This window comes from Holdemania sp. Marseille-P2844 (assembly GCF_900120005.1).
Classification (GTDB): Bacteria; Bacillota_I; Bacilli_A; order Erysipelotrichales; family Erysipelotrichaceae; genus Holdemania.
Map to the genome: position 1 here is coordinate 77121 of NZ_LT635449.1, position 14991 is coordinate 92111.

At 53.5% G+C, this 14991-nt stretch carries 14 protein-coding genes; 3 read left to right on the forward strand and 11 right to left on the reverse strand.

All coding sequences use genetic code 11. The annotated features are described in order from the left end of the window. Positions 1-4: 4 nt before the first annotated feature. A complete protein-coding gene (gene gmk / locus BQ7364_RS03085) occupies positions 5-568 on the reverse strand; it encodes a guanylate kinase (RefSeq protein WP_072683357.1) in 564 nt (187 codons plus the stop codon). A 137-nt stretch (positions 569-705) separates the two neighbouring features. On the opposite strand from gmk, the gene BQ7364_RS03090 reads away from it, so the two are divergent. Next, entirely contained in the window at positions 706-2361 is a 1656-nt protein-coding gene (locus BQ7364_RS03090) for an Rqc2 family fibronectin-binding protein (RefSeq protein WP_072683358.1), read from the forward strand. Continuing rightward, the gene (locus tag BQ7364_RS03095) at positions 2358-2657 is read left to right on the forward strand and encodes a hypothetical protein (protein WP_072683359.1); all 300 of its coding nucleotides are present in this window, start codon (positions 2358-2360) and stop codon (positions 2655-2657) included. Before BQ7364_RS03090 ends, BQ7364_RS03095 begins: the two co-directional genes overlap by 4 nt. A gap of 216 nt (positions 2658-2873) precedes the next feature. On the opposite strand, the gene BQ7364_RS03100 is transcribed toward BQ7364_RS03095, so the two are convergent. The 7 genes from BQ7364_RS03100 to BQ7364_RS03130 all read right to left on the reverse strand — a co-directional run bounded on the left by BQ7364_RS03100 (position 2874) and on the right by BQ7364_RS03130 (position 9354). After that, entirely contained in the window at positions 2874-4553 is a 1680-nt protein-coding gene (locus tag BQ7364_RS03100) for an FAD-dependent oxidoreductase (protein WP_072683360.1), read from the reverse strand. Between the two features lie 93 nt (positions 4554-4646). Beyond that, positions 4647-5531, reverse strand: a complete 885-nt coding sequence (locus BQ7364_RS03105; RefSeq protein WP_072683361.1) for a LysR family transcriptional regulator — start codon at positions 5529-5531, stop codon at positions 4647-4649. Positions 5532-5790: 259 nt separating this feature from the next. Beyond that, positions 5791-6471: a YjjG family noncanonical pyrimidine nucleotidase gene (locus BQ7364_RS03110; RefSeq protein WP_072683362.1), complete on the reverse strand. Its 681-nt coding sequence runs from the start codon at positions 6469-6471 to the stop codon at positions 5791-5793. Beyond that, complete coding sequence (locus BQ7364_RS03115; RefSeq protein ID WP_072683363.1) at positions 6471-7205, reverse strand: pseudouridine synthase; 735 nt, start codon at positions 7203-7205, stop codon at positions 6471-6473. Before BQ7364_RS03115 ends, BQ7364_RS03110 begins: the two co-directional genes overlap by 1 nt. Before the next feature lie 67 nt (positions 7206-7272). Beyond that, positions 7273-7785 (reverse strand): nucleoside recognition domain-containing protein, encoded by a 513-nt coding sequence (locus tag BQ7364_RS03120; RefSeq protein WP_072683364.1) that lies wholly within the window; start codon positions 7783-7785, stop codon positions 7273-7275. Continuing rightward, a complete protein-coding gene (locus BQ7364_RS03125; RefSeq protein WP_072683365.1) occupies positions 7775-8350 on the reverse strand; it encodes a nucleoside recognition domain-containing protein in 576 nt (191 codons plus the stop codon). The genes BQ7364_RS03120 and BQ7364_RS03125 overlap by 11 nt, the downstream gene beginning before the upstream one ends. Beyond that, positions 8347-9354 (reverse strand): D-alanyl-D-alanine carboxypeptidase family protein, encoded by a 1008-nt coding sequence (locus BQ7364_RS03130; protein ID WP_072683366.1) that lies wholly within the window; start codon positions 9352-9354, stop codon positions 8347-8349. Before BQ7364_RS03130 ends, BQ7364_RS03125 begins: the two co-directional genes overlap by 4 nt. A 24-nt stretch (positions 9355-9378) precedes the next feature. Between BQ7364_RS03130 and BQ7364_RS18300 the strand changes: the two genes are divergently transcribed. Continuing rightward, on the forward strand, positions 9379-9570 hold the full coding sequence (locus BQ7364_RS18300) for a hypothetical protein (protein WP_234973142.1): 192 nt from the start codon (positions 9379-9381) through the stop codon (positions 9568-9570). A 505-nt stretch (positions 9571-10075) separates the two neighbouring features. On the opposite strand, the gene BQ7364_RS03140 is transcribed toward BQ7364_RS18300, so the two are convergent. The 3 genes from BQ7364_RS03140 to BQ7364_RS03150 form a co-directional block, all read right to left on the reverse strand. After that, positions 10076-11041 (reverse strand): DUF5131 family protein, encoded by a 966-nt coding sequence (locus BQ7364_RS03140; RefSeq protein WP_234973143.1) that lies wholly within the window; start codon positions 11039-11041, stop codon positions 10076-10078. A 435-nt stretch (positions 11042-11476) separates the two neighbouring features. Further along, positions 11477-12808: an MATE family efflux transporter gene (locus BQ7364_RS03145; protein WP_072683367.1), complete on the reverse strand. Its 1332-nt coding sequence runs from the start codon at positions 12806-12808 to the stop codon at positions 11477-11479. A gap of 164 nt (positions 12809-12972) precedes the next feature. Continuing rightward, entirely contained in the window at positions 12973-14895 is a 1923-nt protein-coding gene (locus BQ7364_RS03150) for an aconitate hydratase (RefSeq protein WP_072683368.1), read from the reverse strand. Positions 14896-14991 lie beyond the last annotated feature (96 nt).

Here is a 14991-nt window from a genome sequence, read left to right on the forward strand (position 1 = left end):
TCCTCTATTCCATGTGTCGTTTTATGATTAAAGAAATGATCGACGCCGCCAGCTTCGGGTCTTCGTTGCAGACGATGAACTTGTACTGATCGACCAGCTCCATCTCCCGGCTCGCCTTGCTCAAGCGCTGCTGCACGATCTCCTCCGGCTCGGTTCCCCGCCCGCGGATCCGCTTTTCCAGCTCATCCATGCTCGGCGGGATAATGAAAATCGTCAGCGCGTCCGGACATTTCTCCATGACCTGCTGGCAGCCCTGCACCTCGATTTCCAGCAGCACATTCTTCCCCTCAGCGCGCAGCTTTTCGACGTTTTTCAGCGGCGTGCCGTAATAATTCCCGACAAACTCCGCATATTCCAGCAGCTCGCCCTCGCGGATCGCCTGTTCAAAGGCCGGCCGGTCGACAAAGTTATAATTTACGCCTTCGACTTCCCCCGGACGCATTTTGCGGGTCGTCATGGAAACCGAATACGCCAGGTTTAATTCCGGATCATTCACGAACTCCTTCAGAATCGTCCCCTTCCCGACTCCGCTCGGTCCGCTCAGCACGATCAGCAACCCCTTTTTCATGCTTCCTTCCTCCTTTTGTCCTGGTTTAATAATACAAAGCTTCCCCAGGATTGTCAACGAATTCCACGGCCGGTCCGGTTTGGGATTTTATCAGAATCATGGTATAATAGGAACACATTTTGGAAAGGTTGATCACCATGGCTTTAGACGGACTCCTGCTGCACGCGCTGTGCCGGCAGTTTCAGGAAATACTTCCCTGCAAAATCAATAAAATCCATCAGATCTCCAATACGGAGCTGTTGTTTCACCTGCGTACCCAGCGTGAGAAAAAGAATTTACTGATTTCCTGTCATTCGCAATACAACCGCATCAATCTCACCGACTGCACCTATCCGACCCCGGAGGAGCCGTCGCATTTCGTCATGCTTCTGCGCAAGCATCTGGAGGGCGGCTTAATTCTCTCTGTCCAACAGGGCGGGCTGGATCGCTGGCTTGTGATGGAGGTTTCGCTGCGCAATGAAATCGGCGATAAGGTCTTCCGCAAGCTGTACGTTGAATTGATGGGCAAATATGCCAACGTCATCCTCGTCGATGAAAACAACCGGATTCTCGATGCGCTCAAGCGGATTCCGCCGTTTGAAAACACCAAGCGAACGATTCAGCCGGGCGCGCAGTTCACACTCCCGGAACAGCCGGTGAAACAGGATCCATTTACAGCGCAGACCGTCGATCCGCAACAGCCGCTGCACCAGCAGTTTGACGGCTTCTCTCCGCTGCTTGGGCGGGAGGTCGAAACGCGGATGCGCCGGGGCGAAACCTTCCCGGCGATCATGAAGCAGATCGAAAGCAGCGATTCGCTGTTCATCACTAACACGCCTAAGGAAACACAGTTTCATCTGATTCCGCTGACCCAGTATGAACAGCCGGCCAAGGAATATCCGCTGATGGAGGGCATGGACGTCCTGTATTATCATAAGGAAGAAAAAGACCGCATCCGGCAGATGACCGGCGATCTGTTCAAGTTTGTCCGCAAGCAGCTCAAGCATTACCGCCAGAAGCTGCCGAAGCTGCTCGACGCGATGCAGGAAGCGCTGGATTGCGAAAAGTGGCGGGAATACGGCGATCTGTTATATGCGTATGGGCAAAATATTCCCAAAGGCACGCCGTCGGCAACCTTGACCACCTTCGATCAGAGCGGGCAGGTCAAAATCGATCTGGACGTCCGCTTCGACGGACGCGGCAATGCGAAAAAGTGTTTTCAGAAATACAACAAAGGAAAAAAGGGTCAGGAGCATTTATTGGAACAGATCGGCCTGTGCGAGAAAGAGATCGAGTATTTCGAGGGTCTTGAGCAGCAGCTGGAACTGGCCAATTTTGAAGATGCCCGCGAAATCCGCGAGGAGCTGGCGGCGTTAGGCTACATGAAGCCGATCCAGTCGAAAATCCGCCGCAACCGCAAAAAGGCGAAGGCCCTGCCGGCGATCACGGCGATCCCTCTGGCAAACGGCGTCACGTTATATTTCGGCAAGAATAACCTTCAGAACGAAGCGCTGACGTTCAAGCTGGCGCGCAAAAACGACCTGTGGTTCCATGCCAAGGATTTCCATGGTTCGCATGTCGTGCTGGATTGCGAACAGCCTGACGAGGAAACGCTGCGGCTGGCCGCGATGGTGGCAGCCTATTACTCCAAAGGCCGCTATTCCAGCAGCGTCCCGGTCAACTATTGCCCAATCCGAAATCTCAAGCGGGTTCCCGGCGCCAAACCGGGCTTCGTCTCGCTGACCAGTTACAAAACGATCTATATTGATCCGGAAGAAGCCGTGATCGGCGATCTGTTGAAAGAAAACGCATGAAAACGACGCGTTACTGCTTAACCCTGCCCTATCTGGAGGTCGTAAAGAAGTTAAAATATGAGCTGCGCTGGGGTTGCATCCGCGGCACGCTGTTAAGTCAGGCCGAGGTCAGTCCTCAGGTGACGGTGCTGCTTTTACAGGTTGAAAATCAACCGGAAAACACCATGCTGATCATTGATCATCTGCGTACGGAAACGCAGCTGCGGATCATCGAGCCGGAGGATCAGGGATGGGATCAGATTTTGGGCAAGCTGTTTCTGTCCTTCCGGCTTCCGCCTAAAAAGGACATTCTGTAACTTGACTGCGACACGCATTGTCTGGCCGGGGATCTCGCTGATTAAAAAGAAGACTTCTCAGAGGTTTCACTCTGCCAAAGTCTTCTTTTTTTATTCTGGTTTTTCAATTTGTCTTTTAAACGTTCAGATCTCTTTTCCTTCGTTTCAGGATCAAACGTCTTCCTGCTTCCCGTTTTTCCAGATCATCAGCGCTTCTTTTCGCCAAACTGGTATCAATTATTTTCCCGCCAAATGCTTTGCCGCAACATAGGCCATGACGCAGCCCTGCGAAATGCAGGCTCCCCCTGCCCAATAACCGGCAACACCGGTGGAACAGGTGCCCGCGGCATATAAGCCTTCAATCACGTTGTTGTCCTGATCCAGCACCTGCGCGTTGCCGTCGGTCAACAAACCACCGCGCGTTCCGCAGGTTCCCGGCACATACCGGCAGCAATAGAACGGCGCCTTTTCAATTTTCCCCAAGGTTGCCGTCAGCGTCGTAAACTGAGAGAAATCGGCCTCCGGCAGCGCTACATAAGTATTCGACTGCAGCGTCCGCAGTGCGTTTTCACTTTCGCCGCGGTGCCATTGCGGATCAACCCCGGCGTCCACATACCCGTTAAACGCTTCGACTTGCTTTAACAACCCTTCTTTGTCGATGCCCATACCTTCAGCCAGAGCTTCCAGAGTGTCATAGCGGGTGATGTAGTCCGGCAGCGCGTCGATCGTTGCCCCGCCCGGCAGTTTAAACTGCGATGTATAATCCGCATCGCAAATGAAGTATCCCGGAATATTCGCATACTTCAGCGTTCCTGTGTCGTAGGCGCTGAAGGCCCGGCTGAACACATCATATTCGCGGCTTTCATCCGCAAAACGTTCGCCTCTGGCATTGACGCAGATGGCATGCGGAAATTTCAGATAACACGCCCAATCCGCCAGCGCGGACGTCGCCATAATTCCGTAGTTGCGGTCGTCGCCTTCGTTCCACACCGGGTTGTCGTAAACAAACGGCACGCCCAGATAACGGTCCATCAGCGCCAGCTGTGCGCCCAATCGAGCGCCCATCTTCTGACCGTCGCCGGTGTTGTTAGGACTGGAACAGGAACGATACAACGGGAAGGACAGATGATTCCGGCGCATCGCTTCATTGTAGTCAAATCCGCCGGTGCCTAAAATCACACCCTTATTCGCTTTGATCCGCAGCGTTTTTTCGCCCTGCCGCGCCACCAGACCGATGACCTTGTGGTTCTCATCGGCGATCAGCTCCTCTGCCGCAGTGCCCATCATCAGCTGAATTTGATCATGCGTTTCAACATATTCCCGATATTGCTTCCATTGTGCGCCGGCCATCATCATCTGGTTGTCCGCGTCCAACGGAAATGCCGAACCGCGTCCGACGACGATGCTGTCAGGGTAGCGGTCGTAATAATCATTATGCGCGCCGGAATGGATAAACCGCGACCACCCCAGTGTCTGTTTTGTCCAGTCGCAATATTCCTGAGCGTGATCAACAAATGATTCCATTACCGTCAGGCTCATCCGGTCCTCGCCGACGGCCTGCATGTAGGACAGACATTTCTCCCGGCTGTCGCCGTTGTTTTCTTCCTTAAAATCATTCAGGAATCCCGGCAGCGCATAACCGCCCCCGGAGGTAGTCGAAGTGCCGCCGAAGATATTTTCATCCTTCTCCAATACGGTAATCGAAGTAATCCCCATTTCACAAGCCGCAATCGCGGCGGTAATCACCGTGCCCGTTCCGACAACAATGATGTCCGTTTCCTGATCCCAGCTCAGTTCTTGATTCTGAGGGGCAGCGGCGGGCGTCGTGCCGCAGCCGCTGATGAGCGATAAGCCGGCTAATCCGGCAGCGCCGGCCGCAGCGCCTTTGATGAACTCTCTGCGTGAATATTCTTTCATTTCTTTCTCTCCTTTTTGATAATATTTTATCAAGCTCGCAAAAAAAGAAACAGAAGCAAAAACAACCAGTGTCTGTCATCCGAATTTATCAGTTCATAAATTTTGTTTCAGGTAGCGGATCAATTCCCGGGCTACCTCGTCATATTGGCGTTTCCGCATCGTCGCGGAGGACGTCCGCAGAAAATAAGGGAAGGTAAAACCATCGGAAAAAGGAATCAGGCGGATATCCCGCATCTGATTGATCAGCGTATTCTGCCCATGGCAGGCCATAACCCCGCGGTTAATCGCCAACAGCGAATACAGGTAGAGCGGATCTTCCGAGCAGATCTGGCGCTGCTCAAACTCAAACGGCATCCATTTCTGACCGGTATATTCCAGCTTGCCATAGCCCAGCGTCGTCGTCAGAATCGTCTGGGTGTGAAAATCCTGCGCGGTGACGACGGTCTTCTGCGCTAAAGGATTGGCTTTATGCACGGCAAGCATCAGCGGATATTCCGCGACTTGTTCGCTGGTAAAGTCCAGATTGGCCTCGCTGGGCATGGTTGTCAGACAGAAATGCAGCTGGCCCTGTTTGAGCATCGCGTTGCTTTGCTTTCCGCTCAGAAACAAAATCTCTGCCTGAACTTCGGGATGTTCCTGAATCCAGTTTTCAAAAATGGCGACTTCCCGCTGATCCGCCCAGCTGACGATCCCCAGTTTGATCGGCAGCCGGTACTGACTGGAAAACTCCCTCATTTCCTTTTCAATTTGGTTGAATTCATCAAACTGACGGGCGATCCGATCGTAAAAAAGCCGTCCCTCATTCGTCAATTCGACGCCGTTCTTTCCCCTTTCTAAAAGACTGAAACCCAGTTCGTTTTCCAGCTGCGTCAGCGCGGCGCTGATCGTCTGCCGGGTGATGAACAAGGCTTGCGACGCCTTGACGATACTGCCATATTCAACGGCGCTGACAAAATATTTCAACTGCTGGATTTCCATGTTTCCGCCCTCCATCTGTCAGTTTTTTTAACATTATGCGCAAAATCATCAGACACATCCAACCAGCTGATGATTTCCCCGATCCTTAAGACTGATTTTCTTTCCCCTTGAGATTCAAATTAAATCCTTAAAAAAACTTTACCCAATTTCTTGAACCGGGTCAAGTCCGGATTCAGAAAGTCCTGTTTTCCGCACAAAAAAACGAACTTCTGCCGGCTTGAACCAGACACAAAGTCCGTTGTTAACTCTCTTTTTATCGTTATAAGATTTCCAACAGCTGATCCAGCGCGTCGATCTGCCAGGTTGGCTGTTGCTTTAACGTCAGCGGCAGATGCTTCGGATTGAACCAACAAGTATCCAATCCCGCCGCCTGACCGCCGGCGATATCCGAGCTTAGCGAGTCGCCGATCACCAGAATCTGCCGCGGATCTTTTTCCGCGATGGTTCGCAGCACCGGCGCAAAGAATTCCGCCTGCGGCTTCTGCACACCTAGCTCATCCGAAATGAACAGATGTGTAAAATACTTCGCCATGTCCGCGCCCGCTAACCGCTGCCGCTGGGTCGGACCGTCGCCGTTAGTGATGACGTCCATTTCCACTTTTCCCTGCAGTGCTTCCATGATTTCACGCGCGCCCGCAAGCAGATCGTAGCCCTGCATCAGCAGTTTGCGGTAAGCCCGGGAAGCCGCCAGACCGTCGGCGGCAACGCCCAGTTCGTCAAACGTCCGCTGAAAGCGGGTATCCTCGATCACCTGCTTGCCGATCAGCCCCTGCTCGTAATCCGACCACAGCTGATGATTAATCCGCAGATAACACGCCACATTTTCCTCGCTGGCGTCTACGCCGAATTCCTCCAGGATCCGCCGCAGCGACCGCTCCTGATTTTTTTCAAAATCATACAGCGTGCCGTCCAGATCCCACAACAATGTACTGTACCGCATTATTTCAGCCGGCCCTCGTTCGCCAGCCGGCGCAGCTGCTTAACCTCAAACGGTTTCATCAGCCGATATTCGCCAGGATTCAAGCCGCGGACCGTGATCGGGCCCAACGAGCGCCGATGCAGCCGGCGCACCTCGTAGCCAAAGACTTCCAGCATCCGCTTGATCTGACGGTTGCGGCCTTCCTGAATCGTCAATTCAAACATCGTCTGTTCATGTGCGAAATCCTTGTTCGTCACCCACAGCTTCGCCGGCAGCGTCTTGATTCCATCATCCAGCACGACGCCCTGTTCCAGCTGTTTGATTTCTTCCGTTTTCAAAATCCCGTTGATCGTCACCTCGTATACCTTGGCGATGTGATAGCGGGGATGAATAATTTCATTCGCGAATTCTCCGTCGTTCGTCATGATCAGTACGCCGGTCGTGTCGTAGTCCAGCCGGCCGACCGGAAACACCCGCTGCGGCACATCCGTCATCAAATCCACAACCGTCCGCCGGTCATGCTCGTCATTGAGCGTACACAGCACCTTCTTCGGCTTGTTCATGACATAATAGACTTTATCTTCACGCGCGATGGCTTTGCCGTCAACTTCGATCAAAGCCCCTTTGCGCGGTTTTACACCCAGCTCCGTTACGACCTGTCCGTCGACCTTGACGCGTCCCTGCAGAATCCATTCTTCTGCCTTGCGCCGGGAGGTCAGACCGCTGGCCGCAATAATTTTTTGTAATCGATCCATCGTTTATCTCCATCCTTTGCCTTCTTATTTTACCAGACAAGACCGGGAAAGAACAGAGAAATCGGCGTTAAACAAGGAATTGCAGCGTCAGCCAGATACCTACACCAATGCCGATCACATCCGCAAACAAACCGATTGGCAGCGAATTTTTGATTTTCTTCACCCCCACCGAGGAGAAATAGAGCGTAATGACATAGAGCGTCGTATCCGTCGAGCCCTGAATGACGCTTGCCATTTTGCCGGCCAGCGAGTCCGGTCCCAGCGTTTTCAAGATATCAACGAGAATTGCCAGCGACGCGCTGCCGGAGATCGGACGGAAGAAGGCCAGCGCGAAGATATCCGAAGGAATCGCGGGAAACACGTTGCCCAGCTGTCGGGCCATCACGGTAAACAGCCCGCTTTCCCGCAGCAGCGACACCGCAAACATCATCGCCAGCAAGCTCGGAAACAGCGTGACAAACAACGACAGTCCCTCTTTTGCGCCACTGACAAACGCATCATAGGCGTTGAACTTCCGCAGCAGGGCGAACGCGAAGATCAAAAGGATTAAGATCGGCAGAATATACAGGCTACTTTCCACGGTAATTCACCCACCGATCCAGCGCCAGGCCGCCGATCGACGCACAGCTGGTCGCAATGATCGCCAGCGGCATGAAATCGGTCGGATTCAGCGCGCCGAACTGCGCGCGCAGCGAAACGATCGTCGTTGACAAGATGGTCACGCCGGCGGTGTTCAGCACTAAAAACGTGACCATCGCACGGCTGGCGGTTTTCTTATCCGGATTGTGCCGCTGCATGCACTCCATCGCCTTAAGGCCGCTGGGCGTTGCGGCCGAGCCCAGTCCGAATACATTAATTGTAATGTTGGCGGCAATGTAGCCCAGCGCTTCCGGATCGTCGCGCAGATCCGGAAACAGAAACCGCAGCAACGGAGACAACAGCTTTTGCAGCATATTCAGCAGACCGACCTCCCGTGCGATATTGAGAATTCCGCTCCAGAAACAGGTCGCCGCCACCAACGGCAGCGCCAGCTCGAGCGTCTCGCGGCCGACGTTGACGATTACCTGATTCACAGAACTGACTGATCCGGTCAACAGACCATACGTCAGTGAAGCCAGAATCAACAGGATCCAGATCAGATTCATACGCACCACCTCCAGAAACAGAACTTCCGCGGCGGCTTAACGGCCGGGAGTGTCTTGACCACCGTGTGCGAAGGATCGGTCCAGCACAGCGTCAGCTCATTTTTACTTTTATCGAGCGTCATTGTGTACTGTCCCTGTCCCGCTTCTTCCTTTTTAACGACGACTTCAAACGGCTGGTCCAGCTGAGCGATATAGCCTTCCTGTTCGATCGAACCGGCCGGCTGCAGCGTGATCAGCTCGCACATTTCCATCGCTTTCCGATACTTTTGTTCGTGAAACGTCCAGCGGTCCGGCACGGCCAGCGTCACGACGATGTATTCCAGCTCGCCGTTCTGCGCTGCGGTGACCAGCGTTTCCCCGGCCTTGTTGGTGAAACCGGTCTTGCCGCCGGTACAGAATTCAAAATTACTCAGCAGCTTGTTGGAATTTTTCCAGCGTGAGCCCCATTCGCTTGTGTAAAACTGCGTCGCAACGATCTCCCGAAACTGCGGCAGCGTCATCGCGTACTGCATCAAAAGCGCCATATCATACGCCGTGGAATAATTGCCTTCCTCCTCAACGTCCATGCCGTTGGGGTTATGGAATTCTGTATCCTTCATCCCCAGCGCCGCCGCTTTTTCATTCATCATCTGAATGAATTTTTCAACCGATCCGCCCCCGACCCGGTGGGCGATCGCAACCGCCGCATCGTTGCCGCTCTTTAACATCATGCCGTAAAGCAGCGAACGCATCGAAACCTGCTGCCCTTTCTGAATCCAGATCATACTGCCTGTCACATTCGTCACTTCGTCGCCGATAATCCACTGGTCGATGTAATCCCCGTTTTCCAGCGCGACCACCGCGGTCATGATTTTTGAGATCGAGGCGATCGAGCGAACTTCGTGTTCATTTTCAGCTTCCAGAACATTGCCGTCGTTGCCGCTGATCACAATATACGAACCATCCGCGTGCAGCGGCGTCCAGAACAACGTCAGCGTCAGAAAAAATACCGCAATCTTTTTCATACAGCGCCTCCTGTTTGACAGTGTATGTTCCAGCCCGCCGATCAAGAATCAGGTCTTTTTCACAGGGTTAACAGTATTCGATTGCCATTCTTTTTCAAAATCCGGACTGAATTTGCTAAACGTTTGCGCCAAAGCCATTCCGGCAGGATTTGCGAACGGATTCTCCTCGCTGGTTTCCCGGATCAAAAAAACGCTGTTCAGGCAGTTTCTTTTTGATGCCGCCGCGCTTTTCCTGTCCGTGGTCTTAATAAAAAAAAAGATTCGTTTTTCAGTTAAACTCGTCGGATTGTTCCAAATTCATTGCCAGCGCCTCACACCAGTTTGACCACCCGCGGCGCTTCCAGACGGTCAAAGCCAGGTGAATATGGCTTGAGGGCCAGGATCGGCATGCCGTCATGGGTGACGATATACGTGCGCTACACGATGCCTTCCTTTCGTGTGATCTCACGATAAACCCTGACACGTTGTGAGAGTCAAGTGAAAAATAAAATTCCTCCTGTTCTTGAGCCAGGAGGAACTTCAATTTCATTGCGGACCGGGATCTGAATCTCAGTCAGATATCGCTGCGAATCCGTTTCATTCCAAAGTCCGTACTGTATGATTTGACGATCGGGGCCGTTGAGATGCATTCCGTTTTCTTCCAGTCCCCGGACAACCAGCAGCGGAGCTTGCGGATCAAGATCGGCTTCAGTTTGGAAAATTCGCCGATTTTTAACGTTGTTCAGTCCTTCTTTCCGGTAATCCGATCAAGCTGCAATGGATGTCCTGACGTCGTCTGATTTTTCTCACAGCGCCCGCAGTGGGTGCAGCCGTTGCAGGTCAGCTGTCCGCCGCAGCGCTGGCAATGGGATCCAAAATAAGGCTGATATAACCGTTCCGGCGGAATTGGGCCATATTCGTCTTCCAGATGAAAGACCTGCGGACGGCCGCGGAAGCTGAGTCCGGATTTCCATGCCATTTCACTTTGCAGACGCTTGGACGGCATGCGGTACGTTTTCCCGTCTTTGACAAAAACCGAGCCGGTTTCGATGAAATTAAAAGTCACCCCGGCCCGGCGGCATTGCGCCCCCAGAGCTTGAACCCAGCGATAATCGCAAGGCCGCGCGCCATCGTAATTTTCCCCGCCGCAGATCACCTGTTCGATCTGGCCGCTGGCGAGCCATGGCGACAAGTCGACAGGACCGATCAAGGGTGCGCACATCACCCCTTTATGTTGAAACGGCAGCTTCAATAACCAGTCCATCCGCGATTCCGCCCGTTTCTGATTCTCCACAGTCACATTAAAAAAGATGTTTTCCCAACCCGTTCCCCAATCCGCCGGAAGACACGCCGCCACACGCTCAGGACGTTTTGTCAGCAGGAAAAAGATAACGTCCGAACGTTTTTTCATGATCTGCCAGGCTTCCTTTCGCCAGAGGTCAGCCTCAGCCAGGAAAAAATCAGAGTTCATGCATACGCGCACCCGCTCGCCGCTTAGAATCTTATAATATCCGCGCCGGTCTTTCTTTACCGGCATGTCGAAGCCACTTGCAACCCGCCGGATCTGGGCTCCGTCCTGCCCCCGCTGGCGGTCGAGAAAATACATATAACAATGCTCGCAGCCCTCGCTGATCTTCGTGCAGCCATGCCATGGATTCCAGATATCATGCATCGGGATCGCCACCCTTCTTTTTCCTGTTTTCTTCATTGTAGCGAAACATTGAATTATTTTCAAGTTTTTTAGAATGATTCCTGAGGAAACGGACCACAGAAAAAGAAAAGAATCCTGCGCTCTGTCAGAATTCTTCAATTTCCCCTTGGTCTTGATAAATCAGCTCGATTAAGCGGCCCTGCGTGCCGATCGTAAACGTCAGCTTGCTGCGGATCACGATCAGCCAATCCCGTCCTGAAGCTCAAAGACTTTCAGAAAAGCAGGATTCCGCTTCAGCAATGTTGACGGTGTGATCAGATCCGACAATATTGCCGGCCCTTATGCCGAGCAACCATCCCCGCCGTCAGCTGAAATTGCGCCAGCTTGGGATACTCGTCAAAAATCGGCTGAAGCATGAGAACCTTCCAACAGTCCTTTGGGCACACGACATTCCTGCCGCTTTCCCGGCTGTCCCTACTTCAGATACCGGCTTCAGCCTTCGATCAGCTGACGGCGGGTCCAGCGGTCGCCGCGGAAGCGGACCGCAAAGAAAGCGGAACGCACAAACCAGTCGCAAATCATCGCCAGCCAGACACCGACAACGCCCAGCTTGAAAACCAGTCCGAACACATAGCTCAGACCGATCCGGCAGATCCACATCGACGCAATAGAAACGCTCATCGTAAAACGCGCGTCGTTGGCTGCCCGCAGCGCATTGGGCAGCGTGAAGGAAACCGGCCAGATCACCATCACGAAGAAGCCGTGGATAAACAACAGCTTAAACGCGATGTCCAGCGTTTCCGGCGACAGATTATACAGCTTCAGTAAGACGTTCGCTCCCAGCAGAATGCAGACGTTCAAAGCGATCGAAGCCATATACGCCCATTTCATCAGCTTCTTCGTATAATATCGCGCTTCCTCGATCTTCCCGGCGCCGACGCACTGGCCGACCACCGTGACCAAGCCCAGACCGATTGCCGCGGCGGGAATGACTTCCATCGACGCGAAGTTGTTGGCGACGGCGTTGGCCGCGATCGAAGCGGTGCCGAACATCGCGACTAAGCTCTGTACCAGAATCTTGCCGATCTGAAACATGCCGTTTTCTAATCCGTTCGGGACACCGATCTGTAAGATCCGTTTGATCATCGTCCAGTCAAAGCCCAGATGGAAATACGAATCCAAACGGATCTGATCCTGCCGATGCCGGAGCATCACGACGATCAGCACCGCGCAGACGATCCGCGAAATCAGCGTCGGGATCGCCGCACCTTCCACGCCCATGCCCAAACCGTAAATCAGAATCGCGTTGCCGACGATATTGAGCGAATTCATGATCAGCGACGTCACCATTGAAATCCGTGAATTGCCCATCGCCCGGTATAACGCCGCGCAGGAATTATACAACGCGATAAACGGATAGGACATCGACGTGATAAACAGGTAGGTCTGCGCACTGGCAAGCACCTCCGGATCCACCTTGCCGAAGATCAGGGAAATCAGCTGATGACCGAAAATCAGAAACATCACCATGATCACCGCGGAAATCGCCGTCGTACACAAGATCAGCTGCTTCGCGGAGAAGCACGCCTGTTCCTCTTCCCGCCGGCCGAGATACTGCGCCGCGACAACCGCGCCCCCGGTGGCCAGCGCCGCAAAGATATTGATGATCAGAATGCTGATCGAATCGACCAGCGATACGCCCGAAACCGCAGCCTCAGAAACGCTGCTGACCATCATGATATCTGCCATGCCGACCAACACCGCCAGGATCTGTTCGATCACTAACGGTATGATCAGCTGTTTTAACTTTTGATTGGTAAACATTGTCTTCCCCCATTTCTCTGAACTTGTCTGATTATACGCTTTCTTATCGGGAAGTTCAATTTTGTTTTTCTGTTAATAAGCGCGATCTGCCAATGAAAGCATTGGCCTAAGCATTTCAAAGTTGAAGAAAACATCAAGAAAGCTGACTTGCGTCAGCTTTCAGGTTATGCTTCAGTTTTCTGGTTCTTGATTTTAATCAGGTTCAGCAGACCGCCGGCCCGCAGAATTTCCAGCTCCCGCGCAGTGCAATGATGCTGGACCGTGAAGGAGAAGCCCTTCGCGTCCGTAATCGTCAGCGGCTGGCCTTCCGCCAGCTTGCCGCAGTCCAGCGCCAGCGTATCGAGCATCGCAATTCGCTCATAGTCGTCCGGATGCTCAAAGACCAGCGGCACAATTCCGGCGTTGATCAAATTCTGGCGATGAATCCGGGCATAGCTCTTGGCGATTACCGCCTGAATCTTCAGATACATCGGCGCCAGCGCGGCATGTTCGCGCGAGCTGCCCTGCCCGTAGTTCTCCCCGGCGATAATCCACCCGCCCCCATACTGCAGACAGCGATCGTGGAATTGCGGATCGATCTGGCTGTAACAGAACTCGCTGATCTTTTCGATGTTGCTGCGGTATGGCAAAATTTTGGCTCCGGCCGGCATGATGTGATCGGTTGTGATGTTATCCCCAACCTTGATCATGACCTGCGCTTCAATCGTTTCCGCTAACGGAGCCTTGGCCGGATACGGCTTAATGTTCGGGCCGCGTTTTATTTCTACCGCCGGATCACAGCTGGGCTGGATCAGCATCGTGTCGTCGATCAGATAAGCGTCCGGCATCTCCGGCTTGGCATAGTCGATTGTTTCCGCGCTGCACAGAACGCCGGCGATCGCGCTGGCGGCCGCGGTGGCTGGGGAAACAAGATAGATCCCCGCGCTCAGCGTGCCGCTGCGGCCATAGAAGTTGCGGTTGAACGTGCGCAGCGAGACGCCGTTTGACTGCGGACTCTGTCCCATTCCGATACACGGTCCGCACGTCGCTTCCAGCACCCGCGCTCCCGCCGCGATCAGATCATCCAGCGCCCCGCAGCGGCTGAGCATCCGCAGCACCTGCTTGGAGCCGAAGGAAATCACCAGTGAAACTTCCGGATGAACGGTCTTGCCTTTGAGAATCCGGGCCACCTCCAGCAAATCGGTAAACGAGGAATTCGTACAGGAACCGATCGCGACCTGATCGACCTTCAACCCCGCCAGCTCCTCGACCGGCTTGACTAAATCCGGGGAGTGCGGACAAGCGACCAGCGGTTTCAGCGCGGCGCAGTCAATTTCGATCACTTCGTCATACACAGCGTCCGCATCGGGCTTCAGCTCGATAAAGTCAGCGGCACGGCCCTGCTTGGTTAAAAACTCACGGGTATTCTCATCGCTGGGAAACAGCGACGTCGTCGCGCCCAGCTCCGCGCCCATGTTGCAGATCGTGCTGCGCTCCGGCACGCTTAAATCAAGCAGACCTTCACCGGTATATTCCAGGATCTTGCCGACGCCGCCTTTGACGCTCATCAGCGACAGAACCTTCAGGATGATATCCTTTGCCCCGACGCCATGCGGCAGCCGGTGGATCAGCCGCACGTTGACGATCTTCGGCATCGTTAAGGAAAACGGCATACCCGCCATCGCGCAGGCCACGTCCAGTCCGCCCGCGCCGATTGCGATCATTCCCATCGCCCCGGCGGTCGGCGTATGGGAATCCGAACCCAGCAGCGTCTTGCCCGGTTTGTCAAACCGCTCCAACTGCACCTGATGACAGATCCCGTTGCCCGGCCGGGAGAACAGAATGCCGTAACGATCCGCGACCGTGCGCAGATATTGATGATCATCGGCATTTTCAAAGCCGTTCTGCAGCGTATTGTGATCGACATAGCTCACTGAGCATTCCGTCTTGACCCGCTCGCATCCCATCGCCTCAAATTGTAAATAAGCCATCGTCCCCGTCGCATCCTGCGTCAGCGTCTGATCAATCTTGATTTCGATCGGCATGCCCGCCTTCAGCTCACCCGCCACGCAATGCGCCGCTAAAATTTTTTCCGCCAGTGTCTTCATCCAACCCCTTCTTTCATAGACTTTATTATATCAGCTCGTTTCCGCTTTTGAAAGTCTTTACACAGAAAAGTAAATTGTTTTCTTTTTTGTGTCATT

What these genes read in the sequence shown, in the direction of transcription:
- gmk (WP_072683357.1), bottom strand. Translation starts at nt 568, where the DNA reads ATGAAAAAGGGGTTGCTGATCGTGCTGAGCGGACCGAGCGGAGTCGGG.
- BQ7364_RS03090 (WP_072683358.1), top strand. Translation starts at nt 706, where the DNA reads ATGGCTTTAGACGGACTCCTGCTGCACGCGCTGTGCCGGCAGTTTCAG.
- BQ7364_RS03095 (WP_072683359.1), top strand. Translation starts at nt 2,358, where the DNA reads ATGAAAACGACGCGTTACTGCTTAACCCTGCCCTATCTGGAGGTCGTA.
- BQ7364_RS03100 (WP_072683360.1), bottom strand. Translation starts at nt 4,553, where the DNA reads ATGAAAGAATATTCACGCAGAGAGTTCATCAAAGGCGCTGCGGCCGGC.
- BQ7364_RS03105 (WP_072683361.1), bottom strand. Translation starts at nt 5,531, where the DNA reads ATGGAAATCCAGCAGTTGAAATATTTTGTCAGCGCCGTTGAATATGGC.
- BQ7364_RS03110 (WP_072683362.1), bottom strand. Translation starts at nt 6,471, where the DNA reads ATGCGGTACAGTACATTGTTGTGGGATCTGGACGGCACGCTGTATGAT.
- BQ7364_RS03115 (WP_072683363.1), bottom strand. Translation starts at nt 7,205, where the DNA reads ATGGATCGATTACAAAAAATTATTGCGGCCAGCGGTCTGACCTCCCGG.
- BQ7364_RS03125 (WP_072683365.1), bottom strand. Translation starts at nt 8,350, where the DNA reads ATGAATCTGATCTGGATCCTGTTGATTCTGGCTTCACTGACGTATGGT.
- BQ7364_RS03130 (WP_072683366.1), bottom strand. Translation starts at nt 9,354, where the DNA reads ATGAAAAAGATTGCGGTATTTTTTCTGACGCTGACGTTGTTCTGGACG.
- BQ7364_RS18300 (WP_234973142.1), top strand. Translation starts at nt 9,379, where the DNA reads ATGTTCCAGCCCGCCGATCAAGAATCAGGTCTTTTTCACAGGGTTAAC.
- BQ7364_RS03140 (WP_234973143.1), bottom strand. Translation starts at nt 11,041, where the DNA reads ATGAAGAAAACAGGAAAAAGAAGGGTGGCGATCCCGATGCATGATATC.
- BQ7364_RS03145 (WP_072683367.1), bottom strand. Translation starts at nt 12,808, where the DNA reads ATGTTTACCAATCAAAAGTTAAAACAGCTGATCATACCGTTAGTGATC.
- BQ7364_RS03150 (WP_072683368.1), bottom strand. Translation starts at nt 14,895, where the DNA reads ATGAAGACACTGGCGGAAAAAATTTTAGCGGCGCATTGCGTGGCGGGT.